The organism is Arthrobacter sp. CJ23, from assembly GCF_024741795.1.
Taxonomy (GTDB): domain Bacteria; phylum Actinomycetota; class Actinomycetes; order Actinomycetales; family Micrococcaceae; genus Arthrobacter.
This window is the reverse complement of sequence record NZ_CP102950.1, coordinates 3930737-3956152: the sequence shown is the minus strand read 5'-3', so window position 1 is coordinate 3956152 and position 25416 is coordinate 3930737. Positions and strand designations below refer to the sequence as shown.

Below are 25416 nucleotides of genomic sequence, written 5' to 3'. Positions count from 1 at the left end.
TTCTGCCCCTACAAATTGTCGGTACCATGTGGGATCCTGCAACATGGCAACCAAACGCCGTCGCTCAAGTAGCGCGGGCGCCGCCGTCGGATGTGGCCCCGTCCTCGCCCTCGTCGTGATCGGGCTCCTCATCCAGTACTGGTGGGTTCTCCTGATCGCTCTCGGTGTGGTTGCACTGACCGTGGCACTCGTTCGCTTCGCTATGGCCCCGCCCCGTCCGGCCAGGGTGCGCCCGCTCAAGTCTGCCCGTCCGTCCAAGCCCCCACCGGTCATGACACCGCCCAGCCCGGCCCTCGTCAATGACGATCTCGCGGACCAGATGCGCGCCATCAAACACGTCCGCCACATACGGGACATGCAGGAGTGGGACTACGAGTGGATCCGACTGACCAACCCCGAGAAGAGCAGCCGCGAACTCGGTGAAATCGCCAACGCCCATTTCGCGCGGGGCCGGTCGATCGGCATTAACTATGGGGACCCCTCCGTCCCCTGGCTCGGAGGCCCAAGCCTCGGGCAGGAAGCGCCATCGTGTTGTAGACAATGCCGTGACCGGGGACACCATGAATACCTTCGCCGCGATTGCGGGCGGCGATCGGTCCTCGACGACGAGCTGTGCTGATCCCGGAGGAGCGACCTGATCGTTGTCAAGCCAGGGTCAGCCCCGCGCCACCCAGTCCGCGTTCGTCGACCGCCACACCGCCGCGGCCACGAACGTGAGCCCGACGATCTCGAGCGCGCCACCGGCCACGGCGAACCACTCGTTGCCGACGATGATGTTGATGACGTGGCCGATGGTCCAGCAGATGATGAGCGCGCCCGCCCACCACCGCACGCCGACGGCGCGGCCGGCCAGGATCACCGCGAGGCCGAGCAGCAGCGTGCCGACAAGATTGCCGATCGCGAACAGCAGGTAGAACGGCTGGCCCCATGTCCCCGCGGGCGATGCATCCAGGGCGGCGGCCGCGTCCACGCCGTTCGTGGCCAGGGCGATCCAGTCGAGGTTGGCGAAGCTGATACCGAAGTAGCTGATGTAGCCGGTGACCATGAGCGCTACCGCCCACAAGGCCAGTCGCGGTCGGGCCGGACGCAGCAGACGCAGCGCAGCCGGAAGCCCGAGCACCGCCAACAGTGATCCGACGAGAGCGAACATGACCGCTGCCAGCATGGTGTCGGGAGCCGCAGCGGCCAGTTCGAGGCCACCGGCCGCGCCGCCGGTGCTGCTGAGGCCGGTCGAGGTTGATGCGCCGGCGTAGAGCGCATTGCAGACCAGCTGACAGACGAAGGCGACCGGCAAGGCGATCGCGGAGCTGCGGCGGCGGAACCCGGTGGTGGGATCGGGGACTGGATCCGGGTGGGAAGCCGAATCATTCATGGCCCGACTTTACGGCACTGCACCAGCAGCAGGAAGGGGCGGTACTCGAGGAGGCAAGGACGCATGCCACGCAAGGCGATTCAAAGCCCCGGACGGCGACACCGAGCGATCACACGAGGCCGCCACCACCCGCACCATCCCTCACCCCACGGGCCGCCAGGTGAACTGTGGCTGCTCACGGTTGAGGAAAGCGCTGATGCCGATGCCCATGTCCGGGTTGTCCGGCATGGCGGCCCAGGCATCGGCCCATTCCTGGTCGATGCGCGGGTGGTTCATGTCCGTCAGGTCCACCAGCCGCTTCATGGAGTGGGTGGAGAAGCGGGAGCGGTTCCGCAGCGAACCGACGATGGCGGCGCACCGCTCCTCGAACTCCGCGTCGGGAACTGCCTCGGCCACCAGCCCGAGTGACTGGGCCCGGGCGGCGGTGAACGCCTGGCCGGTGAGGAGGATGAACTTCGCGTTGGCGTGGCCCACCTGCCGGACGAGCCGTTCGATACCGGGCCGCGGGTAGATGATGCCGATCTTGGCCGGCGTGATGGCGAAGACGGACCGCTCGCTGGCGATGACGAAATCGCAGGCCGAGGCGATCTGCCAACCCCCGCCCATGCACGCCCCGTCCACCAAGGCCACGGTGGGCTTGGTGACGGACGTGATGGCGTGGTCTGCCCGGCTCAGCTGGTCCACGCTGGTTTCGTCCTCCTGCCGGTCCAGCAGCACGGATGACAGCTCGCTGATGGCCGCGCCCGCGCAGAACGTATCGCCCGCGCCGCGCAGCACCACCACGTTGACGTCTGGATCGGCCTCGAGGTGCGGCATGAGCTCCTGGAGCTCCAGGCACATGGCCTTGGTGAGGGCGTTCCGCTGCGTGGGGTTGTCGATCTCGACGGTTGCCACGCCATCGCTGACGCTGACGTTGATCCTGGGGCTGCGTTCGGTAGCGCTCATGGCCGTGCTCCTGCCGTTGATTCCGTGCCCATTACTGAGTTGTTCATGACCTTGCCGGTGGCCTCGAGCCGCTCGATGTCCTCCTCGGAGAATCCCATCTCCCGCAGCACTTCCGCCGTGTGTTCCCCCAACAGGGGCGGCGGCGACAGGATCTCGCTCGCACCGCCGTCGAGACTTAACGGCCCCCGCAGTAGCGGCAGCACGGAACCGTCCCGGCGCCGTCGCTGCTGGACCAGGCCCAGGGCGGCCACCTGCTCGGAGGCCAGGGCCTGCGTGTAGTCGTAGATGGGGCCGCAGGGGATGCCCGCCTGGCTGATCATGGGCACCCACTCCGCCGCCGGCTTCGCAGCGAGGGCCGTCTCGATGAGCCCGGTCAACTGCTCCCTGTTCGCCGAACGGTCCGCACCGGTGAGGAAACGCGGATCCTCCACGGCCAGCGGGATGCCGAGCAGGCCGCAGAACGCCCGCCACTGCTTGTCGCTGCCGACGGCGATGTTCACGGGATCCGTGGCCGTGGTGAACATGCCGTAGGGCGCGATGACCGGGTGGTTGTTGCCCTGCGGCGAGGGGGCTTCGCCCAGGCTGAGGGCCTTCTGGCCCTGGAACGCCGAGAGATTCAGCGCCGTCTCCAGCAGTGACGTGGAGACGCGCCGCACCGGCTCGCCGTTGCGCCGCCCCAGCAGCGCCGCCACGATGCCGAACGCGCAGACCATGCCGGAGGTGATGTCCACGATCGGGACGCCCACGCGGTAGTTGCTCCCCGGCCCGGCTCCCGTGACCGACATGAGGCCGGACATTCCCTGGATCACCTGGTCCAGCCCGGCGTGGTCCTTGAGCGGTCCGGCGTTGCCGAAACCGTTGACGGACCCGACGACGAGACTCGGGTTGAGTTCCTCGAGCCGCTCCGCCGTCAGCCCCATTTTGTCCAGCGTGCCGGGCTTGAAGTTCTCCACCAGCACGTCGGCGTTGGCGATCAGCCTGCCGAGGATTTCGCGGCCTTCGGCGGAGTAGAAGTCCAGGCAGACGGAGGCCTTGTTGCGGTTCACGGAATCGAAGTACAGGCTGTGCCCGTCCTGGAACGGCGGCCATTGGCGGGCGGTATCGCCGCCGTTGATGCTTTCGACCTTGATGATCCTGGCACCCATGTCGGCCAGCAGGGCGGTGCAGTACGGGCCGGCGAGGGCCCGGCTGAGGTCGACCACGGTGATGCCGCGGAGTGGCTTGATCATGGCGAAGTCCTTTGTTTGCAGCTAGAAACTGGAGGGCAGTACCAGGGCGCCCACCAGCAGGAGCGGGCCCACCGCCACCATGGAGAGGCCCCAGCGGGTGAGCAGCCTGGTGATGCGCGGCCGTTCGTCCTCGTCCACGGTGGCCACGAAGGTGGCGCCCACGGTGGAGAACGGCGAGACGTCCACAATGGATGAGCACACGCCCAGGGCGGCGATGACGGCCCAGCCGGCGATGTCCCCGGAGGCGACCAGCGGCAGGGCCAGCGGCACCAGCGCGGCGAGCATCCCGGTGGTGGAGGCGAACGCCGAGACGAGCCCGCCGATCGCGCAGATCACCAGCGCCGCAACGAGGGGTGTCCCGACGCCGCCGGCTGCTTTGCCGAGCAGGGCGACGGCTCCCATGGTCTGAAGCACGCCGACGAACGTGATGATGCCGCCCACCAGCAGCACCGTGGACCAGTCGATCTTGGCCACCGCGCACTTGCCCGACGCCGGATCGCAGAGCGTGAGGACCGAGGCGAACGCGAAGCACAGGATGCCGATGTCCGGGTTCGCGCCGAGGAGGGACATCAGGATGACCGTCAGGACCAGGCCGGCCATGCACAGCACGGTGATGATCTGGTTCCGGTTCATCTTTTCCGCCGCGGCAGGCGGCGTGCGGCGCGGATCGTCCAGAACCTGGACGCCCAGCGTGACAACTTGGCGGGCGCGGGCGGCGTTGCCTTCGCGCTCAAAGGGGTGCGACGGCGTTGGGCGGCTGGTGCTGAACCGCGGCAGATCGCCGAAACCGTCAACCGTGCGGCGGTTCAGGAGCCTGAAGCCGCCGAAGAGCACGTAGGCGGCCGCCAGCAGGAGGACATTGGCGGCGAGGGCGACCGTGAACAGGACCAGAGGGTCAAGGTCGATGCCCGCGGCCTCGGCCGTGCCGTAGGTGACGATGCCGAACAGGCTGGTGGGGGCGAAGCCGCCGGCGCTGAGGCCGGAGCCGATCGCGATGCCCATGAGCATGCGGTCGATCCCGTACTTCTTGGCGAGCGGCATCCCGATCGGGGCCATGACCAGGCCGGCCAGCGGCGATCCCATGGCCGAGATGCCCACGGTGAGCGCGAAGAAGGCGATGGGAAGGAAGAAGGCGCGGTCGCCCACCTTGGTGATGGCCAGTTCGATGATCCGGTCGATGGTCCCGTTGGCCTGGGCAATCGAGAAGAAGTAGGTCACGCCCACCAGCAGGACCAGGATCCCGATGGGGAAGCCGGCCACCACTTTGTCGATGCTCATGCCCGCCATCCAGATGCCGACGCCGGCCGCCGCGGCAAACATGAGCACGCCGATGTGCACCTTGCGCAGGGTCGCCACGACGAATACGCCGACGAATATGAGGAGTGCAGCAATTTGAATACCCATAGGGTCCGTTCTCCAATCAAACATCTTCGGTTCACTGGATGAACCAACGGTTCATTTTTGGAATTCGCCTGTAATGTAGATCACGAAAGGTGGGCGGTCAAGGGGCCGGCGATCAGGAGGTTGGATGAGCACGCAAAGCGTCGTCACTGCTATGAAGGTTCTGGAGGCGGTCTCGGACAACCAGCCGGCGGGCCTGTCCGAGCTTAGCCGCGAGGTGGACGTCCCCAAGGCCACGGTGCTGCGCATGCTCCGGACCCTCGGCGAGCTTGGCTGGGTGTCGCAATCGGACGCGCAGTCCGGGAAATGGGTGCTGACCAACCACGCCTTTGCCGTGGCCAGCCGCGGCAGCAGCGGATCGGCCATCCGCGATGCGGCCATGGGGCCGCTCAACGCCCTGCAGCTGGACACCACCGAGACCGTGCACCTGGCCGTGCCGGACCGCCGCTTCATGCTGGTCCTCGAACGGCTCGACACCCCGCACGTCCTACGCGCATTCCTGCCCTTGGGCTCGCGCCTGCCCATGCACGCCTCGGCCACCGGCATCGCTTTCCTGGCGGCTGCGGACGACAGCTACGTTGACGAATACCTGTCCGTGCCGCCGGATGCCGTGACCCCGCAGACCGTGGTGGACCCGGCGCTGCTCCGGCAGATGATCGCCGAGACCCGCGCGCGCGGCTTCTCCATCAACGAACAGGGCCTGAGCACCGGCATCTCCTCCATCGGCGTCGCCGTCCTGGGGCCGGGCCAGAAACCGGCCGGGTCCATCTCGATCTCCGGCCCGTCCAGCCGCATCGTGCCCGCCAAGTTCGAGGAATACGGCGAGGCCGCCGTCGGGGCCGCCCGGGAAATCAGCCGCGCGCTGGGCGCGTACTCGGCGAAGGGGTACTGAGCGCAACGCAAAGGCCCGACGGCGGGAACCTCCCGCCGTCGGGCCTTTCAAACTTCCTTAGTTGGCGATCCTCACCAAGTAGGCGCGTGCCTTGTCCTTTGAGCCTTTGTATTTTTCGGCGATCCAGCCGCTACGTCCTCCGCTCCAAGTCCATCCCTGATCCAGTACCCCCCGGGACTGGCCGGATACAAGCGGGTATTTGTAGCGGCCGTTTGAGTCTTCGGAGAACGCGGTGATAATCATCGCGTGATCCACGAACCCGTCGGCTCCATTGTCCCAGTCGTAGAAAATGACATCGCCAAGCTGGGCATCTTTCACATTGTTGTTTCCGAAATCGAGTTCGCGGATCGTGCCGATCTTGCTTTCCCGGACAAGATAGCTTTTGAGGTGATCTGCGCTGGCCGCTGCCTTGCTCGGGCCGCCACCTCTTGCGATGTGCGCCCTTGAAGCGATGAGGCCCGGATTCAACGTCCACGGCGTCCACGTCTTGCTTTTCGGGAGCCCTCCCGCCCATAAGGCTCGAGACACAAACCAAGTGCAGTTGTTTCCGAACAGGTATGGCTCCTTGTCAAGCGCCATTGAGCGAGCGAACTTGACCGCGCTGTTCCGGTTGTATTTGCTGCCGGCTGCTTCTGCCGGGCTTGCGCCCAGCAAAAGGCCGGCGGCAACAGCAGCCCCGCCCAACACGATGCTGCGGCGTGCCGGGAATTGAATGGGAGTGCTTTGTGAGTATCGCTCAGACATGCTGATTCCTTCCTGCGGTTGTTCCAGATTCCAAGAGCTCGGGAATCCAGAGAATTGCTTGCCACCCGCCGCCGAACCATGGATTGATCCCCGGCGGTTGCCGCCACCGGGGCCCGTTGTTCGGGTGAGTGGGACAAACCTAGCAAAAGGAAATGCTGCGCCCAGCGGGCGAACTGCCAAGGGGTGCGGGGATGCCGCTCGGATGGTTAACGAAGGAAGCCCCTCAGCGGCAACCGAAGGGCTTCTTGCGCTCACATGGAGCCCCGCCGGGAGACCCAGGGATGTGACTCTGGCGGGTGGTGGCAAATCGCCTCGCAGGAGGCGGAATGTCTTATTTCACAAGGAAATGAGACACCCAAACAGTATGATCGCGGGCCGGTTAAGTCAAAGAAATCTTGTGTGGAATCAGGCCCCGCCGAGAAGTTCCTGGCCTGATTTCGAGCGCCAACGCACACGCCGGTCTATGTGAGGAGCCTCACATAGACCGGTACGTGAAATATTCCCGACCAGGCATATTTGGGGATGCCCCACAGCCAGGTCTCCCTGCCAGAAGTCCCCTCAGATCGTCCGCGGCGCCTTCGCCAGGTTCGCGGCGAGTTCGGCCGCGTTCTGCCGCACCACATAAGCCGGGCGGTCCCGTTCGGCCCGCCAGCTCTCGGAGAGCGGGCCCATGTTCACGGTGTCGAAGCCGAACTCGTCGTAGAGCCTGGTCACCAACTCCGAAGCCTCGGGGTAGTCGCTGGCGGTGGCCAGGGCGCGGCGGTTCGGCGTGCCGGCAGGGGTGCCGTCCGTGGTGATCTGGCGGTAGTTGATGTGGTTGAAGGCCTTCGCCACCTTGGACGTGGGCAGGTGTTCCTGCACCAGCCCGGAGGTGGTGGCCTCGCCGGCGTCGAGGGCGGGGACGCGGCCGTCGCGCTCCCAGTAGTAGTTGCCGGTGTCGACCACGATCTTGCCCGCGAGCGGCTCGGCCGGGATGCTTGCGAGGCTTCTGAACGGGACGGTCACGACGGCGAAATCGCCTGCCGCAGCTGCTTCGGCAGGTGTTGCGGCCCGGGCGTGCGGTCCAAGTTCGGCGACCAGTTCGGCGAGGGTTTCCGGCCCGCGGGAATTGCTGAGAACCACGTCGTAGCCGAGTTCGACTGCCTTGCGCGCAATCTGGCTGCCAATGTGTCCTGCACCGATGATTCCGATGGTTGTCATATCCGAGGAAACACCGGCGCCCTGGGGGATATTTCGTGCGTTAGGCCCTGCGGCGGCGGACGGCGCACGCGGTTGTGGCGAATACTGGATGCACAACCACGATTCCGGCAGGCAAGGACGGTGGTCAACGGTGAACGGCGAAAACAGTGCCTTCAGGCGAAGGCTTGAGCGGGCTGCTGAGGTGCGCGCGGTCCGAGTCTCCGGCGGCAACGCCCAGGAGGATGCTGAGCTGCAGGCCGCCGAGGAAGAAACCCGGCAGAAGCGCCGGAAGGTGGACGACGCAGCCCGGGTGGAATACCTCATCCGCGACGCCATGGCCCAGGGGAAGTTCGACAACCTCAAGTACGCCGGCAAGCCGATTCCCGGGCTGGGGGAGGCCTACGATCCCGACTGGTGGGTCAAAGGCCTGATCCAACGCGAGCATCTCGGCGGACTTGGCCCCAAGGCGATTCTCCTGCGCACCGAGGACGCCGAACTGGACTCAAGGCTCGATGCCCAGTTCACCGAAAAGCAGGTCCGCGACATCGTGGAGGACTTCAATGCCCGGGTCATCGAGGCGCGGCGCCAGCTCCAGGGCGGCCCGCCGGTCATCACCAAGACTCGCGACATCGGCGTCGAGCTTGAACGCTGGCGGGCGCGCAAGGCTGCTGCTGCTGCGGCCGCGGCGGCCGACGTCGGGCCTGTGCCGGAGCCGGAGATCAAGCGCCCCTGGTGGCGGCGGATCTGGACCGGAACCGCCTGACCCGCCCTGCCGCGGACATTCTGCTGGATCACCCCCGCTGCCACCACCGGGAACCCCGTTATTGCGGGAATCGAAGGGTGGCAGCGGTGGGGTGATCCAGCAGGAACTACCGGACTACGCGAGGCTGTCCTGCTTGGCCCGCCCGGCAGGGGCACCGGCATCGGCCGAGTGGGCATCGCCGGACCGTCCGCCGGCCGGGGTGTGGTGCTGGAATAGCGCGTGGAAGTCGCCGCGGAAGATCTCGCTGAATTCGTAGGCGGACTCGGCGTGCTCGGAGCGGTCCACGCCGGCCACTTCGTTCTCGTGGCTGACGCGGAAGCCGATGGTCTTGTGGATGGCGAGGGCGATCACGGCGGTGGCGATGCCGGAGACGGCGATGGTGATGAGGACCGCGACGGTCTGGGCGATGAGCTGCTGGAGGCCGCCGCCGTAGAGGAGCCCGCCGCCTTCGCCGTTGACGGGCAGGGCGATGAAGCCGAGGGAGAGTGTGCCCACGATTCCGGCGCCGAAGTGGACGCCCACCACGTCCAGGGAGTCGTCGTAGCCGAACTTGTGCTTCAGGTCCACGAAGATGGCACAGGCGGCGCCGGCCACCAGGCCCAGGCCCACTGCGGCGAGCGGGCTGATGTTGGCGCACGACGGCGTGATGGCCACGAGGCCGGCGACGGCGCCGGACGCTGCACCCAGGGAGGTGGGGTGGCCGTGGCGGATCTTTTCGGTGATCAGCCAACTGAGCATGGCCGCGGCCGGGGCCACCAGGGTGTTGATCCAGACGAGGCCGGCCTGCTCGGCGGTGGTGGCGGCGCCGGCGTTGAAGCCGAACCAGCCGAACCAGAGAATGGCGGCGCCCAGCATGATGAAGGGGATGTTGTGCGGGCGGTGGCTGGGGTCCTTCTTGAAGCCGTGGCGGTTGCCCAGGATGAGCACCAGGACGAAGGCGGCCACACCCGACGCGATCTCCACCACGGTGCCGCCGGCGAAGTCGATGACCTGGCCGAACACGGCAGTGACAGCGCCGCCGGCGCTCATCAGCCCGCCGCCCCAGACCATGAAGGCCAGCGGGCAGTAGACCAGGGTGATCCAAGCGGGGACGAAGAGGACCCAGGCGCCGAACTTGGCGCGGTCGGCAATGGCGCCGCTGATCAGGGCCACGGTGACAATGGCGAAGGTGGCGCTGAAACCGACCTTGATGAGTTCGGAGGCCGGGACGTTGGCGAGGCCGAAGCTGGCGAAGGGGTTGCCGAACAGGCCCAGGATGCTCTGGCCGCCTGTCATGGAGTAGCCCCACAGGACCCAGACCACGCCGACTATGCCGGCGGAGACAAAGCTCATCATGATCATGTTGAGCGCAGCCTTGGCCCGCGTCATGCCGCCGTAAAAGAGGCCGAGGCCCGGCGTCATGAACAGCGCAAGCGCCGCGGAGATCATCACCCAGACATTTCCCGCAGTGAGTTCCACCAGGGTGTCCCTTCCATTCGAACCAGCCGTGAACGGGCCCGCATGTTCCGGCCCTGTGCAACCCCCTGATCAATATTCGGTGAGCTATGTTTCGGGTTCCGAAGAGGCAAGTTGCGGAGAAGTTACAGAAATCCCTGCTTCATGAAGATCGCATGACCGTGATGTTTCGGGAGTGTTAACGGCGATTCACGCGGTCATCATGATGGACGCGCCCTTCCCGGCACCCGGATGGTGGTGGTGCTGGCACCACCACCATCCGGGGACACTGGTTACCGGCGGCACCGTGGCGGATTCTTGGATCACCGCCGATGACGATCCAAGGAACACGCATGCCACTTGCCCTACGCTCCGCCACCGAACGATACGCTTCCATCGACGAGCTCCTGGGCGATGGGCGCCGCCGCTTCTTCAGCCACGGTTACAAGTCCACCAATCCGCGGCTCCACGAACTCCGGGTGGCCCATACGGTGTCCGAGTCCACGCTCACTGCCCGCGCCGGACTGGGCGTGGAAGGCGTCTGGTCCGTCAAGGGCGACTCTGCGCAGACCCCGCATCTGGGCACCACGGATGTCCTTGTCCTTGCTTGCAGAATGGCCGAGGCCCTGCTCGCCAGCCGCTATTCTCCTGAGCTGCTGCCCAAGGCCTACCTGCAATCGGTGACCATCTCCGGCGGCAGCGAGCCAGTGGAGGGGGCGCTGGGCCACCTCGACTGCCAGGCAACACTCCAGGATGTGGGTGACGGATCCTCGGTCCTGCGGTGCTCGGTCGCGTCCATGAACGCCGTTCTGCAGCTGGCCCATGCGCCGGCCGAACTCGGACTCGCGTCGGTCCAGTCGCCGTCCGAGGATGCCTTGGTTGGCGAGTCCGGTACGCGCCTTTACGGCGGGCTCTGGGCGGAACGGCAGGTTTCGCTGCTGGACGTGGTCCTTGAGCCGGACGACGGAACCGCCTGCGCGCTGCTGTCGTTCCGCCAGCAACCGTCCCTGGGCCACCCCCTGGTCCGCCGCCGCGGACTGGAGGCCGCCTACCCTCAGGCACTCTCCGCCGTCGAGTACTTCGTGGCCACCCTGCAACTGGGGCAGGTCCTGCTCTACCGGCTGGACGCCATGAACCGCGCGGACAGCAACACGCTGTGGATGCGCAAGACCCGCATCACGTTCAGCGGACCGGGTCCGAAAGCGGCGGGCGGGCACGGAACCGGACTGGCCGTGCGGCTGCAGAAGAGCCGGTTGATCGTGAAGGACGGGGAGCCGTGGCGCTGCGCCGACGTGGTGGGAACCTTCGACGGCGGAGAAGTCGTCTGCAGCGTGGCCCACCAACTGCCCACCGGGGCAGGCCAATGAGTGCCAGGGCGGCCGTCGTCCGGGGGCTCGGCGGAGCACTTCCCGACAGGGTGGTCACCAACGAGCACCTGTCCACCATCATGGACACTTCGGACGAATGGATCAGGCGCCGCACGGGCATCGCCGAACGCCGCCATTCTGACGAGACCGAGAGCACCAGCGTCCTCGCCACCACCGCAGCGCGGCGCGCGCTGGCAAGTGCCGGCGTCGAGTCCGTGGGGCTGATGATCGTGGCGACGTCGACGCCGGACAAGGTCTGCCCGGCCACAGCGCCGAAGGTCGCGGCGAACCTCGGGCTGCACGGCATCGCGGCATTCGACGTCTCCGCCGTCTGCTCCGGGTTTGTCTACGCCATGGCGACGGCCACCTGGGCCATCACGTCGGGCGCTGTGGACTCGGCCCTCGTCATCGGTGCGGACACGTTCACCCGCCTGCTCGATCCCACGGACCGGACCACCTCGGTCATCTTCGGGGACGGCGCCGGCGCGGCCTATCTGTCGGCCGGAACGGCAGAGGAGCCCGGCGCGGTCCTCGCCTCCACCCTCCACTCCGACGGCAACGGCGAAACGCTCATCCACGTTCCACGCAGCGTCGGCAGCTTCTTCGAGATGCAGGGCAAGGAGGTGTTCACTCAGGCCGTCACCGCCATGTCCGACTCCGTGGAAACCGTGCTGGAGCGTGTCGGCTGGACGGCAGCTGAGGTGGATTCCCTGATCGCCCACCAAGCAAACCTCAGGATCCTGAACACCGTTGCCTCCCTGACCGGGATCCCAGGCTCCAGGGCCGAAGTCCATTTGGACAGGGTGGGCAACACCTCTGCCGCCTCGATTCCCTTGGCCATGACGGACGCGGGAACGAAGGGCCACAGGAGCCCGGGCGACAAAGTGGTCCTGACGGCCTTTGGCGGCGGAACCACCTGGGGCGCCATTGCCATGACCTGGCCATCGATCTCGGTGGTCGACCCGCATTAGGGCCGCACCACCTTCCTGCGGGCCGCGTGCCCGCAGGACCACCGTGGCACCGGCCAACCCGGGCCACCTGAACAAGGGGGAACCAATGGAAATTACTGCTCTGGACGTCGCCGAGGCGATCCGCTCCACCATGGACGAGCTCAGCCACATGGGACCGGACGATTCGTTCGCGGACCTGGACATCGATTCACTCTCACTCGTTGAAGCCGCCGTCATCCTCAGCAACAAGTTCGGGGTGCACGTGGACGAATTCGAGCTCGCGGATGCAGGGAACGCCCGCGCTGCGGCCGTTCTGGTCGCCGAAAAGCTTGCCCTGCAGCCCGCCTTCTAGCCACAGACCCCTCAGAAGTCCCAGCCCGACCAACACAAAGATTGAGGTACCCATGGCCATCCCGGCTATCGCAGTTGTTTACTACTCAGGCTCCGGCCACACCAAAGTCCTGGCGGACGCAGTGGCTTCCGCGGCCGCATCGGCCGGTGCCACCACCTCGCTCCTGCGGGTGGATGAACTGACGGAGGAGTCCTGGAACTTCCTCGACGAGGCCGACGCCATCATCTTCGGCGCACCCACCTACATGGGCACAGCGCCGTCGGCCTTCCATGCCTTCGCCGAGAAGACCGCAGGCCGCTGGTCCGTGCAGAAATGGCACAACAAGCTAGGCGCCGGCTTCACCAACGCCGCCTGCAAGGCCGGGGACAAGAACTCCACCCTGGATTACTTCTCCATCCTTGCCGCGCAGCACGGCATGAACTGGATCAACCTCGGCCTGCTCCCCGGCTGGAAGAGCACCAAGGGATCCGAAAACGACCTCAACCGCTTCGGCTATTTCAACGGTGCCGCGGCGCAGACGTTCTCGGACGTCGGCGTCGAGGGCGTCCATCCTGCGGATATCGCCACCGCCGAGCACCTGGGCAGGAGGGTCGCGGAGATCTCCGGCATCTTTGCCGCCGGCAGGATCGCTGTGGACCGGGAAGTCGTGGACAGCGAACTCGTCAGCGCGGGAGCCTAGCAGTTCCCCATCACGGCCCCATCACGGGAGCCGCTGTCCCCGGTCCTGCAGGAACATCCCCCGGGGCCGGGGACAGCGTGGTTTCCACGATCGCCAGTACTGCCGGGTTGCCGAGGTGGAACAGGTGGCCACCGGGAATCTCATGGAGCCGGGGTTCCGCCGAACACCATGACGCCCAGCGAAGGGTGTCCGCGGCAGGAACCACGGGATCGTCCGGGCTGAAGAGGACGGTGGCCGGCACCTCCAGCTGGCCGGCCGGTGGCCTTCCCGGATACCTCGCCAATAGCGCCAGGTCCTCGAGCAGTACCTCGCGGGCGCGCGACGACAGGGCACGCCCGGACAGTGCGGCGGAACCCGCCGACGCCGCTAACGCGGTGGCGGCAGCACCGCCGTCGTGCATTCCCGACGGCGGACGGGCGGCCGCAAGGAAGACGTGCGCCACGCGGCCGGTGTGCTGAAGCCGAAGGGCGGCCTCGAACGCGAGGATCGCCCCCATGCTGTGGCCGTAGAGCGCGATCTCCGGTGACGGTGATGCTCCGATGCGCCCGGCGAGGGCGTCTGCCGCCGCAGACACGGACGGAAAATCCCTGCCGCGGTACCCCAGCTTGGTGACGTCCATGCCGGCGAATCGCCAGCCCGCAAAACTGGCCGTGGTTCCTCCGGCGTGGTGCAGGCAAAACAGGTGCATGCCGGCGTCCGGGCGCTAGCTGAAGGCGAGCCGGTGGCGGTCGTGCTCCATGCGGGAAACCGCCACGTCATCCATGTGCTCCTCGGCCCATTCCTTCATGTCGAAGATGATCCGGAGAAGCGAGTGGCCGCGAGGCGTGAGCTCGTAGTCGGTGCGCACGGGAACGGACACGGTGACATGCCGCAAAACCAGTCCGTCACGTTCGAGGGAGCGCAGGGTGGACGTCAGCATTTTCTGGCTGGCTCCGGGAATCTGTTTGCGCAGCTCGCTGTGGCGTTGCTGCCCATCCTGCAAGGACAGCATCACCAGCGTGACCCATTTGCTGCTGATGGCCTCCAGCAGTTGACGTGCCGGGCAAAGGTCCAACGAAGCGTTGTAGTGCTTCCGGGCCGTCTGTCGTTTCTGTTCAGCCGTAAGTGTCATGATCCCCAATACTTTCCCTCAGATTTACCGCAGGGGCACAGCATACGTGGAGCATATGACAGCCATGGAAACGGAGTAGCAAACCTTAACCCACGGGCGCCGGAGCGTTCAGCGTCCCGGGTGTGACCGGCTCGGGTGTGACCGGCTCGGGTGTGACCGGCTCGGGTGTGACCAGAAGGGATTCGCCCGTCAGAGCCATGAACTGGAGATCCGAGTGGTGGTCGCCGTAGGCGAAGCTTGCTGCCAGGTCCACCGCGTGTGCGGCGGCATGGGCGGCGACGGCCCGGGCCTTTGCGTCCCCCACCAGGGCTTCCTCGATGTCGCCGGTGTACAGGCCATGGGCGGACCGGGGCGCGGTGCACAGGAGTTCAAGCTGGGGCCAGCGGCGGCGGACACGCACCAGCGCGGGAGCGAACGACGCCGTCACCGCAACGATCCGCCGGCCGGACATCGCGTGGGCGTCCAAAAGGGATGCCACCGGTTCCAGGAAGGGCCACGTGTCCGGTGATTCAGCCTGGAGATCCGCCCAGCGCTCGCCGAGTTCCTTGACCTCAGCGACGCTCCGGCCGCGCCACCAGCCGAAGTAGCGGGCGTTGGTCACGGACCGCGGCACACCATTACTCGCTGCGGACCGCAGGCCCGCCAGGAATTCCTCGGCCTCCCCGGCGCACGAGCGATCGGCGGCGTCGAAGCGAAGGAACTCGAAGATGGTGTTGTAGGCGGTGACGGTGCCGTCGATGTCGGTGTAGACGGCCTGGGACGGTCCAGGGGACGGGCGGGACGGGCTTCCGGATTCTTCCACAGGAAGAATCCTAAGGACCCTTTCGCCGCATGGAAGCCCCTGCGGGCAGGGCACTTTGAGGTGCCCTAGGCACAAAAAAGTGCGATCTTACGCAGCATGGAGGCGGCGGGTGAGGATCGATGACGGGGCACAAGCGTCCCCGCAGCTAAGCCTCGAAAGGAAGCCAATGCCTACCATCCTCCACATCAACGCCTCTCCCCGCTACGCCAACAGCGACTCCCTGCGGCTGGCCCGGCACTTCATCGATTCCGTCCAGACTGCCGGTGCGGAGAGCTTTGAGCTGGAGACGCTGAACCTGTTCGACGACGGTGCCCTTCCTGTTTTCGGCCACGTCGCGGCTGCCGCCAAGATGGCTGTCTTCACCGGCCAGGACCAGACGCCGGAGCAGATCGCCGCGTGGGAATCCGCCCGTGCTGTCTTCGAGCAGTTCGCCGCCGCCGATGCCTACGTCTTCAACATCCCCATGTGGAACGCCGGCGTCCCCTACGTCCTGAAGCAGTGGATCGACATCATCACCCAGCCAGGCTGGAGCTTCGGTTTTGACCCCGCTGCTGGCTACCGCGGCCTCATGGAGGGCAAGCAGGCCCTCGCCATCCACACCAGCGGCGTCTACGCTCCCGGTGTTCCGGCAGCCTTCGGTTCCGACTTCAGCAGCACCTTCTTTGCTGACTGGCTGAACTTTGTTGGCATCGAGGACGCCACGCACGTCCGCTTCGCCCCCACGGTCCTCAACGGGGACGTGGAAGGCACCCGCAAGGTTGCCGAGGCCGACCTCAGCGACGCGGCCATCGAGTTCGCCGGCAAGCTCAGCGCCGTGGGAACCCTCCAGCTCGTCAACGACTAGGGCGGACGCAGTGCGCATCGGCATTTCGGGTACCTATTCCTCGGGCAAGACGTTTACCTCCATGGCACTGTCCCATTACACGGGGCTGCCCCGGACCCGGGCCAGGACCATGCGGGAGATCCTCCCGGAGGCCGCCCCGGGCAAGACCCTCGAGGAATGCACCGCAGCGGAACTCATCCAGATGATCGTGACGCGCCACGTGGAACGGGCCGTGTACGAGGACAAGCTCTCGGATGGCTTCATCTCGGACGGTTCCTCCCTGCAGGAATGGATCTACGGATCTGTGCGGGTTTCCCTCGGACTGAATCCCAGCGCCTCGGCACATCTGAAGCCCGGGGAAACGGTGGAGAAGACGCCGGAACTGGCCTTCTTCGAAGAGGTGATGGCGAGCCTCGGCAACAGTTTCAAGAACCACGTGAGGAACTCCTTCGACGTGTTCGTGCACCTGAAGAACGAGCTCCCGCTCTCTGCCGACGGGCACCGCCCGGTCAACGACGAATTCCGGAACATGTCGGATTCGATCCTGCAGCAGACCATGGACGAACTGGGCATCCCGTTCCACGTGGTGTCCGGTTCAGTGGAGCAACGCCTCGAACAGATCGCCGCATTGTTCAGCCTCGAGCCCCGCATGAGTCCGGCGGATGCCGCACGTCTGGCCTCCGAGGAATATGCACAGTTGGATGTCCGCTCCGAACGTGAGCGCGTCCTGCAGTAACCAGGAATCCTCCGGATCCAAGGTTCGGATTCCGCTCACCGGTCCGTCCGGCCGACCGCTGCATGCGGTCGGCCGGACGCTCGTCATTAGTGGAGAACCCATGCGCACCGATCAGCAGACTTCCAGCCAGGCCCAGTCCAAGCAGGCCCAGTCCAAGCAGGCACGGTCCCTTCAAGCCCGGTCCAACCATGCCCGCCTCGGCGAGTTCTTCCGCACGCGCCGGGAACAGACCCGCCCCGAGGATGTCGGCTTGCCTGCCAGCTCCCGACGCCGGACTCCCGGACTCAGGCGCGAAGAGGTCGCCGTCCTGGCGAACGTCGGGGTCTCCTGGTACACGTGGTTGGAGCAGGGCCGGGCCATCGGTGCCTCGGAGGAAATCCTCGACGCGATTTCGAACGCCCTCCAGCTCGGCGCTGAGGACCGGACACACGTCCGGCGGCTCGCCTCGGGTCGCCGCCCGCCCCAGGGAGCGGCCGGCAGCCCGGCCGGCCACTCGGGAGTCCAGGGTCACGGCCGGCCCGGCGCCCGTCCCGGCGGACTTCCCTTCGACGCCGACGGCGGCCAGCTCGCCCTTCTGCAGCAACTGGTGGACGCCATCGCGAACCCCAGCTACGTCGCGGACCCCTTCTGGACCGTTGTCGCCATGAATTCTGCCGCCGCGGACATCTTCGATACCCGGGTTGGTGAAAGCTGCCTGCAACGGTTCTTCACGGATCCGGAGCTCGCCCGGCCGCATGTGCACAAGGAGATGATGGCCCGCTCCATGGTGGCCCAGTTCCGGGCGCAGTCAGCCAAATTTCCGGACGACCCCCGGTTCGACGCCATGGCACGAAAGCTGGGCGAGGTGTCCGAAACCTTCCGAGAGCTGTGGCAACGCCAAGTGGTGGGCGATTCCTACCACGTGGACGTGGTCTACGACCACGAGTCACTGGGCCGGCTCAGCTTCGCCCCCATGGCCCTGGGCGTCCCGCAGTTTCCGTCCCTCCGGTTGTTCACGTACTTGCCCAAGAGCGGAACCGGGACGCAGGCAGCCCTTTCGGGGCTGAACAGGAAAGCCGCGATCTCCCCCTAGTTGCCCTCAGCAACCAGTCGTAGACTGGCCTTCGAATCACTTCGCGTGAGTGGAGACCGGATGCTCTGGAAGCTTCTCGTGCAGTACCTGCGGCCGCAGCGGCGGCTGCTGATCGCCGTCGTGGTTTTCCAGCTGGCGCAGTCCATCGCCTCGCTGTACCTGCCCACGCTGAATGCCGACATCATCGATGAAGGCGTGGCCAAGGGCGATACCGGCTACATCCTGCGGCTGGGCGGCGTCATGCTGCTCATCACGCTCTTGCAGATCGCCTGCGCCATCACCGCCGTGTATTTCGGCGCGAAGGCTGCCATGGCCGTGGGCCGGGACCTGCGCGGCGCCGTCTTCACAAGGGTGGGGGAGTTCTCCGAGCAGGAGGTCACGCGTTTCGGGGCGCCGAGTCTGATCACGCGCTCCACCAACGACGTCCAGCAGGTCCAGCAGTTGGTGCTGATGAGCTGCACCATGATGGTGGCCGCGCCCATGCTGAGCATCGGCGGCGTGATCATGGCCATCCAGCAAGACGTGCAGCTGTCCTGGCTGATCGCGGTCAGCGTGCCCGTGCTGTTGGTGTGCGTCGGGCTGATTGTGGTGCGGATGGTGCCGCTGTTCCGGCTCATGCAGCTGCGGATCGACACCGTGAACCGCGTCCTCCGCGAACAGCTCGCCGGCATCCGGGTGGTGCGGGCGTTCGTGCGCGAGGAGCTGGAGACGGCGCGCTTCGCCCAGGCCAACGACGACGTCACCGAGATGGCCCTGCGCGCCGGCCGGCTCATGGCGCTCATGTTCCCGGTGGTGATGCTGGTCCTGAACGTCTCCAGCGTCGCGGTGATCTGGTTCGGCTCGTTCCGGATCGAGGACGGCTCCATGCAGGTGGGCACGCTGATCGCCTTCCTCAGCTACCTCATGCAGATCCTGATGTCCGTCATGATGGCCACGTTCATGGCCGTGATGATCCCGCGCGCGGCCGTCTCGGCGGACCGGATCGGCGAGGTGCTGGAGACGGAGTCGAGCGTGCGGCCGCCGGAGAACCCGGTCATCAAGTCCGCCGGGCGCGGTGAGCTGGAACTGCGCGACGTCGGGTTCGCCTACCCGGGTGCCGAGCAGCCGGTCCTCTCCGGGATCAGCTTCGAGGCCCGCGCGGGGCAGACGACGGCGATCATCGGCAGCACCGGCGCCGGCAAGACCACTCTGGTGAACCTGTTCCCGCGGCTGTTCGACGCGAGCAGCGGTTCGGTGCGGATCGACGGCGTGGACGTCCGCGAGCTGCACCCCGAACTCCTCTGGGGGCACATCGGCCTAGTCCCGCAGAAGCCCTACCTGTTCTCCGGCACGGTGCGCAGCAACCTGCTGTACGGCAAACCGGACGCCAGCGAGGACGAACTCTGGCAGGCCCTCGGCATCGCCCAGGCGCGCGACTTCGTGGAGGAAATGGAGGGCGGCCTGGACGCGCCCATCTCGCAGGGCGGCACCAACGTCTCCGGCGGCCAGCGGCAGCGGCTCGCCATCGCCCGGGCGCTCGTGAAACAGCCCGAGCTCTACGTCTTCGACGATTCCTTCTCCTCCCTGGACACCGCCACCGACGCCCGGCTGCGCCAGGCCCTCAAACGCAGCACCTCCGGGGCCACCATCGTGATCATCGCGCAGCGCGTCTCCAGCATCGTCGATGCGGACCAGATATTAGTGCTCGACGACGGCAGGATCGTCGGGCGCGGAACGCACGCTGAGCTGCTGGAGACCTCCGAAACGTACCGGGAGATCGTCTCGTCCCAGCTGGCAGCGGAGGACGCGGCATGAGCGGGCAGCACCGCCCGCCGTCGGGCGCTACCCCCGGGAGGGGCGGAAGCAGCAGCGGTGGAACCGGACCCGCCCCGAATACCGGGACCGCCGTCGTCGAGCGCATACCCCGCCCGGCCGCCGGACCGGGCCGCGGCGGACCGTTCGCCGGAATGAACGTCCCGGCTGAGAAGGCCATGAACTTCCTGCCGTCCGCCAAGAGGCTGCTGGGCACCCTGCATCCCGAGCGGCTGTGGCTGGCCCTGGTCCTGGTGCTGGCCGTGGCGAGCGTGACGTTCTCGGTGATCGGCCCGCGGCTGCTGGGCGAGGGCACCAACCTGATCTTCGCCGGCGTGGTGTCCAAACAGCTGCCCGCCGGGGTGGGCAAGGCCGAGGTGATCGCGGGACTGCGGGCCGCCGGCGAGAACGCGAAAGCGGACATGCTCAGCGCCATGGACCTGAACCCCGGCGTCGGGATCGACTTCGCGGCGCTGTCCTCCGTGCTCCTGTGGGTGCTGGTGCTGTATGTGCTGGCGTCCGCGTTCGGCTGGGTGCAGGCGTACATCCTCAACGGCGTCGTGCAGCGGACCGTGTACCGGCTGCGCGAGCAGATCGAGGCGAAGATCAACCGCCTCCCGCTGCGCTACTTCGACTCGGTGCAGCGCGGCGAGCTGCTCAGCCGGGTGACCAACGACGTCGACAACATCTCGCAAAGCCTCCAGCAGTCCATCAGCCAGGCCGTCACCTCGCTGCTGACCGTGGCCGGCGTGCTGCTGATGATGTTCCTGCTCTCGCCCGTGCTGGCGGTGCTTGCGCTGGTGACGGTGCCGCTGACGCTGGTGACCACGGCGCTGATCGCCAAGCGCTCGCAGAAGCTGTTCGTGGCGCAGTGGAAGAACACTGGCGAGCTGAACGGGCAGATCGAGGAGACCTACACCGGGCACGCGCTGGTGAAGGTGTTCGGACGGCAGCGCGAGGTGGAGGAGCGGTTCCGGCAGAAGAACGCCGAGCTGTTCGCCGCCAGCTTCGGCGCGCAGTTCATTTCCGGGCTGATCATGCCGGCCATGACGTTCATCGGGAACCTGGTCTATGTGGGGATCGCCGTGGTGGGTGGCCTGCAGGTGGCGTCCGGGGCGATGCAGCTGGGCGACGTGCAGGCCTTCATCCAGTACTCGCGCCAGTTCACCATGCCGCTCGCGCAGCTGGGCTCGATGGCCAACCTGCTGCAGTCCGGCGTGGCGTCCGCGGAGCGGGTGTTCGAACTGCTGGATACCCCGGAGGAGTCTGCTGATCCAGATCCTCCCGCTGTTCCTGTTGGCGGGCGGGGGCGGCTGGTGTTCGAGAACATCTCCTTCTCCTACTCGGCCGACAAGCCGCTGATTTCGGATTTGAACCTCGTGGCGGAGCCGGGGCAGACCATCGCGATCGTGGGGCCCACCGGGGCGGGCAAGACCACCCTGGTGAACCTGATGATGCGCTTCTATGAGCTGGACGCCGGGCGGATAACGCTCGACGGCGTGGACGTCGCCACCATGTCGCGGTACGAGCTGCGCTCGCGGATGGGCATGGTGCTGCAGGACACATGGCTGTTCGGCGGGACCATCCGGGACAACATCGCGTACGGCCGGCCCGATGCGTCCGAGGCGGAAATCCTGGAGGCGGCTACTGCCACCTATGTTGACCGCTTTGTGCACTCCCTGCCCGAAGGCTACGACACGCTTTTGGAGGACGAAGGCTCCAATGTGTCCGCCGGCGAGAAGCAGCTGCTGACGATCGCCCGGGCGTTCCTGTCCCGGCCGTCGGTGCTGATCCTGGACGAGGCCACTTCTTCAGTGGATACACGCACCGAGGTGCTGGTGCAGCAGGCGATGCGGGCCCTGCGCTCCGACCGGACTTCCTTTGTGATCGCGCACCGGCTGTCCACCATCCGCGACGCCGATCTCATCCTGGTGATGGAGTCCGGGCAGATCGTGGAGCAGGGAACGCACGCTTCCTTGCTGGAGGCGGGCGAGGCGTACGCGCGGCTGTACGAGGCCCAGTTCGCGGCGCCTGTGGCGGAGGTTTAGAGGGCTCTAGATTTCTAGATGCCTGCAGAATATCCCAATATAAAGCTTGCCATCGTCAACGGCGAAGTGGATGCGATTTCTATGGGCTTCGAGCTTGGTGTGCCATTCGAAAGAGAGGTCTTTCGAGCCAATCGAGCGGACGCGGGAGGACATAGCCTTGCTATTGCGACGCGTCCTGTTACTTTCCTTGGAGCAGTCAATTCCTGCCCGTGAGCCCATTTCGGCAGCAATACGGTTCGGATCGTTTGTTTCGCCGTAGACGGAAAGAAAATGATCATCCAACCCCGAAAGGTGGCTAATGAGTGTGCCGCGAATGGTAGCTATTTCTCCTTCGAATTCCTTGGCGCCAGACCAGACACCTTCTATGAAATTCGATTCCGGAAAAGCCTGCTGTGCCACTGTCTCGATTGCGTGCGGCTGCAGATTGCAAATCTCCGGAACCTGTCGCCAGAAGTATTTGAAGTCATTGACCTCCGCAATGTATGAAGCTTGAAGCTCAGCTTCGGTTTGAGAGATGCGAATAAGTGCGATGCCGCGGATGGACGATTGGTTAGTTGTCAGTAGAGCAGCTGGCTGTTGATTCTCTAAGTCCAGTGCGCAAAGGATGGCTCCGGTGGAAGCAGTTTCGGCAAGGCCATCCCCGACTAATACTCCATCTGCAAGAGAGGGAGATTCCCGATTCTGGCATTTATGCAACAATCCATAGAGCAATCTACGGGCATCGGCGTCTATCCCTGAAGGTCCATAAAGTAAATCTGTGAGCCGTCTTCCGCTAGAAGTGCAAACGCCCCAAACTAATTCCGTGTGATATGTTTCACCGCCGCCCTTCTTTGCTTCGACAAGGATTTTGGAAAATTCAGTAAACGCCTCACTGATCACCTCATCTGAATCGTCGTGAAACTTGAATCCATTCTCATCGACGAAGTAGTTGGCAATGATTGAATCGGTCATTTGCGAGCCGTCGTAATGGCGAAGAGATCCTTGTCCATCTGGTCGAAGAAACCTTCCGGCCACCGACTGAGCCGCCCGCCCTCATCGACTGTTATGGAATCGACCCCCATCTCTCCGAAAAAGTGGAAAAGAACGCTGTTCGCTTTAGTTTCTCCGCCACTGGCGACGTGCCGTCGAATTCCATTAATAACATGGTCGCTATGTGTCTCGATGAGAACCTGAACCCCGGAGGCGGCCACGGTGGCCAGAAAGCGCCCTATCGCAGACTGTCCTGCCGGGTGAAGATGGGCTTCGGGGCTGTCCACGATGAGGATTCCACCAGGCTTCGAGGTTAGTCCAGCAACAATGATCGGGAGGCAGTAGCTGACTCCAAAGCCGGTATTCGTGGGCAGTAGCCACTCTGAGGAGAAGTTTTGCTTCCTAATGCGGAGCGTGACGAGGTTGGTCTTGGGTACCAGAGTGGCTTCTACTTGAGTGGGTCCCACCATGTCGCTAAGCCAAGCCTCGACCTGAGATCTAAGGGTCCAAACTTCCGTCTCAGACTCGTGCCTCAGAGATGCGGGAACCTCGTTCCGGCCACATACCGCCAGCGTATGAGCGGCATAGCGGCCGTCAAATCCGACGACGGCGTCATCGGGCCGAAAATAGGCGGATGGATGGGTTGTTCGCGGACCGATGCGTTCTGCCGCCAAATGTATGAATGCGGCGCCTTGGAAGACTTCTGGTGGGGTCTGCGGCCGGTTCAGGATGCTCAAGTATGGGACGTCGCCTGTGGGGCCGATGTCAAAGACCCATTCATATGGGACTGCAGACGTTATTTTGACTGAGAACTCACCGGAAGCGCTCTCGTGATTGAGGAGGTCAGCCGCATGGCCCAGATCTAGGCCGGTTTCACTGGATAAGGAGACCGTGGAGTCTGGGCTAAGGCTGGCCTGATGAGCCAAGACCAGTGACTGCAGCACTGTGCTCTTACCGCTGCCGTTCAATCCGCTCAGAACGCTAAGTGGGGACAACGCAAGTTCAAGGTGAGAGAACCGTTTGAAACCATGCAATTCAAGGCTACTCAGCACGTAGGGCCTCTTCCAGAATCATCTGGGCCGTAGCGAAGCGAGTGCGCACTCGGCCTGGATGAGAGGTGGATGTCGTAATGCTTTCCAAGTACGAGTAGTCATCTGTCATTCTTGACCGTGCGCTTGAAGCAATCTGGTGGGCCATTGCCTTGATCTCTGACCGGTCATGGTCCGCCAGCACCATTCCCCAGCTTTCCAGCAGTGGGCGATTGATTGGGCTGAGGCGGCTCTCCCCTCGTGGCCATTTTCTGAATGCGTGCCGTCCAAAAATTGTCTTGGCATTAACCATGGCTCGTTCAAAGTCTTCAAAGAGGCGTTGGAGTTCGCTGTCGGAAAGCAACTTTTGATCGTCAAGCGTCTCGTTCGCCCAGGAGAGGAGGCGCTCCAGGGAACCAAACTTCTCATACTTATCTAAGTCGCCAAGTAGGCGGAAAGCGCAGAAACGCAATACTGCCTCGCGATCCTGCATCCGGATGTGATCGTAGAGTGCATTATCAGTTGCTTCGCGAAAAGCGTTGCTCTCCGTGCAACGCTTGAGGAAGGAGCGGCTTCGATCCTTGCTCATGCAATGACGAATTTCCATGGCATTGAGCGGTGCTCCACCAGTATTGATCCTAGCAAAAATGTCATACTTGACTTCGCTTGGCGTTGAAGGGTCAATTACATTTGCAACAATTTGAGCATTCAGCAGCCTTCTTTGAAGCACTGCCGGCAAGGCGTCAAAGCGAAGGCCCTCTTGTGCTGATAGGTATTCAAGATCCTTCAAGACAAAGCCTGCACCACGGGCAAATGAATGAATGGTTGTCAGTCGCTGAAGGCCGTCTACAACCCTAAGAAGACCATCAGTGTCCTCTGAGAAGTAGAACGCTGGCATTGGAATCTGGAGGAAGAGGCTCTCAATTAGACGGGACTTCTGCTTAGACCGCCAAACAAACTTCCTTTGAAAGTCGGGGGCGAGGTCCAGATCGCGGTTATCGATCATATCAAGGATATGCCGAAGCGAAAAAGTCTTGGTGGTGACGCGGATCTTTTCGGGATCCCACGGCTTAGGTCCTTCTTGTAGGCCAAACTCAATCTCCCCCTCGTCTTCAACCTCCACGCCGAGACGCTGTCCCTCGTACCACTCTTCTTCGGGGAGAGTGTCTGCTTTGCTGGTCATGCATGCCAGTATGCAGGAGTTCAATTGCCGAGGCGAGTTGACGTCACGCGGAATCTGCCTTGGCCTGTTCCGATGCCGCCGAAGGTTGTCGCACGACGTTTTGAGCGACCTAGCACTCAATTGCCGGGCTGGTGTTTGACTCGCAAGTGCCCAGTACGTGGTGCCATAACCTTGTCCGCATCGACCACGCCAGACCTGGCGGTGGCGCCGCCGTCGGAGCCGGACGACTGTCGTGGTCATGTTCGGCAGTCGACGTGACTCTCATCGCACGCTCGCTAGTCTCCTCCGCAGTCATTGAGGAAGTCTTAACCGTTGAGATTAGACCAAGCTCTGCCGGGGACAACCTTTGGTGGAAACGGTCATTGGCACTCCGATACAACACGTCCATGCGACAACCCATTTGGCCCAACTGTCCAGGAGGGACTGGAGCTTCACGCGCCATTTTCTCATTTGGTTGTCCAAATAGGGCGCAGGTTCGCGGTTCCGGTGTCGGGGGTCAATGGGATCTGGCCTGTGTGGCCCCCCTTAGTTATCACGATATGACGA

At 64.7% G+C, this 25416-nt stretch carries 25 protein-coding genes; 12 read left to right on the top strand and 13 right to left on the bottom strand.

Annotated elements, in window-relative coordinates; translation table 11 throughout:
- The first annotated feature begins 43 nt into the window (after positions 1 to 43).
- Positions 44 to 619, top strand: a complete 576-nt coding sequence (locus tag NVV90_RS17780) for an MFS transporter (protein WP_258438567.1) — start codon at positions 44 to 46, stop codon at positions 617 to 619.
- Positions 620 to 655: 36 nt separating this feature from the next.
- Here NVV90_RS17780 and NVV90_RS17775 read toward each other — a convergent pair whose 3' ends face one another.
- From NVV90_RS17775 to NVV90_RS17760, 4 genes are all read right to left on the bottom strand, one after another.
- Complete coding sequence (locus tag NVV90_RS17775; RefSeq protein ID WP_258438566.1) at positions 656 to 1372, bottom strand: hypothetical protein; 717 nt, start codon at positions 1370 to 1372, stop codon at positions 656 to 658.
- A gap of 141 nt (positions 1373 to 1513) precedes the next feature.
- The gene (locus NVV90_RS17770; RefSeq protein WP_258438565.1) at positions 1514 to 2317 is read right to left on the bottom strand and encodes an enoyl-CoA hydratase/isomerase family protein; all 804 of its coding nucleotides are present in this window, start codon (positions 2315 to 2317) and stop codon (positions 1514 to 1516) included.
- On the bottom strand, positions 2314 to 3546 hold the full coding sequence (locus tag NVV90_RS17765) for a CaiB/BaiF CoA-transferase family protein (protein ID WP_258438564.1): 1233 nt from the start codon (positions 3544 to 3546) through the stop codon (positions 2314 to 2316). The genes NVV90_RS17770 and NVV90_RS17765 overlap by 4 nt, the downstream gene beginning before the upstream one ends.
- Before the next feature lie 21 nt (positions 3547 to 3567).
- On the bottom strand, positions 3568 to 4950 hold the full coding sequence (locus NVV90_RS17760; RefSeq protein WP_258438563.1) for an SLC13 family permease: 1383 nt from the start codon (positions 4948 to 4950) through the stop codon (positions 3568 to 3570).
- A 124-nt stretch (positions 4951 to 5074) separates the two neighbouring features.
- On the opposite strand from NVV90_RS17760, the gene NVV90_RS17755 reads away from it, so the two are divergent.
- Positions 5075 to 5839: an IclR family transcriptional regulator gene (locus tag NVV90_RS17755; protein ID WP_258438562.1), complete on the top strand. Its 765-nt coding sequence runs from the start codon at positions 5075 to 5077 to the stop codon at positions 5837 to 5839.
- A 57-nt stretch (positions 5840 to 5896) separates the two neighbouring features.
- Here NVV90_RS17755 and NVV90_RS17750 read toward each other — a convergent pair whose 3' ends face one another.
- On the bottom strand, positions 5897 to 6583 hold the full coding sequence (locus tag NVV90_RS17750; RefSeq protein ID WP_258438561.1) for an amidase domain-containing protein: 687 nt from the start codon (positions 6581 to 6583) through the stop codon (positions 5897 to 5899).
- 558 nt (positions 6584 to 7141) lie between these two features.
- Positions 7142 to 7783, bottom strand: coding sequence for an NADPH-dependent F420 reductase (locus tag NVV90_RS17745; protein ID WP_258438560.1), 642 nt, complete (start codon positions 7781 to 7783; stop codon positions 7142 to 7144).
- 130 nt (positions 7784 to 7913) lie between these two features.
- Here NVV90_RS17745 and NVV90_RS17740 point away from each other — a divergent pair, with 130 nt between their 5' ends.
- Positions 7914 to 8525 (top strand): DUF1992 domain-containing protein, encoded by a 612-nt coding sequence (locus NVV90_RS17740; RefSeq protein ID WP_258438559.1) that lies wholly within the window; start codon positions 7914 to 7916, stop codon positions 8523 to 8525.
- Positions 8526 to 8639: 114 nt separating this feature from the next.
- On the opposite strand, the gene NVV90_RS17735 is transcribed toward NVV90_RS17740, so the two are convergent.
- A complete protein-coding gene (locus NVV90_RS17735; protein ID WP_258438558.1) occupies positions 8640 to 9983 on the bottom strand; it encodes an ammonium transporter in 1344 nt (447 codons plus the stop codon).
- A 329-nt stretch (positions 9984 to 10312) separates the two neighbouring features.
- On the opposite strand from NVV90_RS17735, the gene NVV90_RS17730 reads away from it, so the two are divergent.
- From NVV90_RS17730 to NVV90_RS17715, 4 genes are all read left to right on the top strand, one after another.
- A complete protein-coding gene (locus tag NVV90_RS17730; protein WP_258438557.1) occupies positions 10313 to 11326 on the top strand; it encodes an AvrD family protein in 1014 nt (337 codons plus the stop codon).
- Entirely contained in the window at positions 11323 to 12297 is a 975-nt protein-coding gene (locus NVV90_RS17725) for a beta-ketoacyl-ACP synthase III (protein WP_258438556.1), read from the top strand. The genes NVV90_RS17730 and NVV90_RS17725 overlap by 4 nt, the downstream gene beginning before the upstream one ends.
- Positions 12298 to 12382: 85 nt before the next feature.
- Complete coding sequence (locus tag NVV90_RS17720) at positions 12383 to 12628, top strand: acyl carrier protein (protein ID WP_258438555.1); 246 nt, start codon at positions 12383 to 12385, stop codon at positions 12626 to 12628.
- 52 nt (positions 12629 to 12680) lie between these two features.
- The gene (locus NVV90_RS17715; RefSeq protein WP_258438554.1) at positions 12681 to 13307 is read left to right on the top strand and encodes a flavodoxin family protein; all 627 of its coding nucleotides are present in this window, start codon (positions 12681 to 12683) and stop codon (positions 13305 to 13307) included.
- Positions 13308 to 13317: 10 nt separating this feature from the next.
- Here the strand turns inward: NVV90_RS17715 and NVV90_RS17710 are convergent, their stop codons facing one another.
- The 3 genes from NVV90_RS17710 to NVV90_RS17700 form a co-directional block, all read right to left on the bottom strand.
- Positions 13318 to 13995 carry a thioesterase II family protein gene (locus tag NVV90_RS17710; protein ID WP_258438553.1) on the bottom strand — a complete coding sequence of 226 codons (678 nt, stop codon included), beginning with the start codon at positions 13993 to 13995 and terminating at the stop codon, positions 13318 to 13320.
- 15 nt (positions 13996 to 14010) lie between these two features.
- A complete protein-coding gene (locus NVV90_RS17705; RefSeq protein ID WP_258438552.1) occupies positions 14011 to 14418 on the bottom strand; it encodes a helix-turn-helix domain-containing protein in 408 nt (135 codons plus the stop codon).
- Between the two features lie 85 nt (positions 14419 to 14503).
- Complete coding sequence (locus NVV90_RS17700) at positions 14504 to 15220, bottom strand: HAD family phosphatase (protein WP_258438551.1); 717 nt, start codon at positions 15218 to 15220, stop codon at positions 14504 to 14506.
- A 166-nt stretch (positions 15221 to 15386) separates the two neighbouring features.
- On the opposite strand from NVV90_RS17700, the gene NVV90_RS17695 reads away from it, so the two are divergent.
- The 5 genes from NVV90_RS17695 to NVV90_RS17675 all read left to right on the top strand — a co-directional run bounded on the left by NVV90_RS17695 (position 15387) and on the right by NVV90_RS17675 (position 21690).
- Entirely contained in the window at positions 15387 to 16064 is a 678-nt protein-coding gene (locus NVV90_RS17695; RefSeq protein WP_258438550.1) for an FMN-dependent NADH-azoreductase, read from the top strand.
- A 10-nt stretch (positions 16065 to 16074) separates the two neighbouring features.
- Entirely contained in the window at positions 16075 to 16779 is a 705-nt protein-coding gene (locus NVV90_RS17690) for an AAA family ATPase (RefSeq protein WP_258438549.1), read from the top strand.
- Positions 16780 to 16879: 100 nt separating this feature from the next.
- Entirely contained in the window at positions 16880 to 17851 is a 972-nt protein-coding gene (locus NVV90_RS17685) for a helix-turn-helix transcriptional regulator (protein WP_258438548.1), read from the top strand.
- A 60-nt stretch (positions 17852 to 17911) separates the two neighbouring features.
- On the top strand, positions 17912 to 19645 hold the full coding sequence (locus tag NVV90_RS17680; RefSeq protein ID WP_258438547.1) for an ABC transporter ATP-binding protein: 1734 nt from the start codon (positions 17912 to 17914) through the stop codon (positions 19643 to 19645).
- Positions 19642 to 21690, top strand: coding sequence for an ABC transporter ATP-binding protein (locus NVV90_RS17675; protein WP_309304072.1), 2049 nt, complete (start codon positions 19642 to 19644; stop codon positions 21688 to 21690). The genes NVV90_RS17680 and NVV90_RS17675 overlap by 4 nt, the downstream gene beginning before the upstream one ends.
- A gap of 6 nt (positions 21691 to 21696) precedes the next feature.
- On the opposite strand, the gene NVV90_RS17670 is transcribed toward NVV90_RS17675, so the two are convergent.
- From NVV90_RS17670 to NVV90_RS17660, 3 genes are read right to left on the bottom strand one after another with little or no spacing between them, the layout of a single operon-like run.
- Positions 21697 to 22641, bottom strand: coding sequence for a hypothetical protein (locus tag NVV90_RS17670; RefSeq protein WP_258438546.1), 945 nt, complete (start codon positions 22639 to 22641; stop codon positions 21697 to 21699).
- Complete coding sequence (locus NVV90_RS17665) at positions 22638 to 23711, bottom strand: DUF3696 domain-containing protein (protein WP_258438545.1); 1074 nt, start codon at positions 23709 to 23711, stop codon at positions 22638 to 22640. The genes NVV90_RS17670 and NVV90_RS17665 overlap by 4 nt, the downstream gene beginning before the upstream one ends.
- Positions 23701 to 24870 carry a DUF262 domain-containing protein gene (locus NVV90_RS17660; protein WP_258438544.1) on the bottom strand — a complete coding sequence of 390 codons (1170 nt, stop codon included), beginning with the start codon at positions 24868 to 24870 and terminating at the stop codon, positions 23701 to 23703. Before NVV90_RS17660 ends, NVV90_RS17665 begins: the two co-directional genes overlap by 11 nt.
- Positions 24871 to 25416 lie beyond the last annotated feature (546 nt).

Coding starts and splice junctions, on each gene's coding strand:
- NVV90_RS17780 (WP_258438567.1), top strand. CDS start 44: ATGGCAACCAAACGCCGTCGCTCAAGTAGCGCGGGCGCCGCCGTCGGA.
- NVV90_RS17775 (WP_258438566.1), bottom strand. CDS start 1,372: ATGAATGATTCGGCTTCCCACCCGGATCCAGTCCCCGATCCCACCACC.
- NVV90_RS17770 (WP_258438565.1), bottom strand. CDS start 2,317: ATGAGCGCTACCGAACGCAGCCCCAGGATCAACGTCAGCGTCAGCGAT.
- NVV90_RS17765 (WP_258438564.1), bottom strand. CDS start 3,546: ATGATCAAGCCACTCCGCGGCATCACCGTGGTCGACCTCAGCCGGGCC.
- NVV90_RS17760 (WP_258438563.1), bottom strand. CDS start 4,950: ATGGGTATTCAAATTGCTGCACTCCTCATATTCGTCGGCGTATTCGTC.
- NVV90_RS17755 (WP_258438562.1), top strand. CDS start 5,075: ATGAGCACGCAAAGCGTCGTCACTGCTATGAAGGTTCTGGAGGCGGTC.
- NVV90_RS17750 (WP_258438561.1), bottom strand. CDS start 6,583: ATGTCTGAGCGATACTCACAAAGCACTCCCATTCAATTCCCGGCACGC.
- NVV90_RS17745 (WP_258438560.1), bottom strand. CDS start 7,783: ATGACAACCATCGGAATCATCGGTGCAGGACACATTGGCAGCCAGATT.
- NVV90_RS17730 (WP_258438557.1), top strand. CDS start 10,313: ATGCCACTTGCCCTACGCTCCGCCACCGAACGATACGCTTCCATCGAC.
- NVV90_RS17725 (WP_258438556.1), top strand. CDS start 11,323: ATGAGTGCCAGGGCGGCCGTCGTCCGGGGGCTCGGCGGAGCACTTCCC.
- NVV90_RS17720 (WP_258438555.1), top strand. CDS start 12,383: ATGGAAATTACTGCTCTGGACGTCGCCGAGGCGATCCGCTCCACCATG.
- NVV90_RS17715 (WP_258438554.1), top strand. CDS start 12,681: ATGGCCATCCCGGCTATCGCAGTTGTTTACTACTCAGGCTCCGGCCAC.
- NVV90_RS17710 (WP_258438553.1), bottom strand. CDS start 13,995: ATGCACCTGTTTTGCCTGCACCACGCCGGAGGAACCACGGCCAGTTTT.
- NVV90_RS17705 (WP_258438552.1), bottom strand. CDS start 14,418: ATGACACTTACGGCTGAACAGAAACGACAGACGGCCCGGAAGCACTAC.
- NVV90_RS17695 (WP_258438550.1), top strand. CDS start 15,387: ATGCCTACCATCCTCCACATCAACGCCTCTCCCCGCTACGCCAACAGC.
- NVV90_RS17685 (WP_258438548.1), top strand. CDS start 16,880: ATGCGCACCGATCAGCAGACTTCCAGCCAGGCCCAGTCCAAGCAGGCC.
- NVV90_RS17680 (WP_258438547.1), top strand. CDS start 17,912: ATGCTCTGGAAGCTTCTCGTGCAGTACCTGCGGCCGCAGCGGCGGCTG.
- NVV90_RS17675 (WP_309304072.1), top strand. CDS start 19,642: ATGAGCGGGCAGCACCGCCCGCCGTCGGGCGCTACCCCCGGGAGGGGC.
- NVV90_RS17670 (WP_258438546.1), bottom strand. CDS start 22,641: ATGACCGATTCAATCATTGCCAACTACTTCGTCGATGAGAATGGATTC.
- NVV90_RS17660 (WP_258438544.1), bottom strand. CDS start 24,870: ATGACCAGCAAAGCAGACACTCTCCCCGAAGAAGAGTGGTACGAGGGA.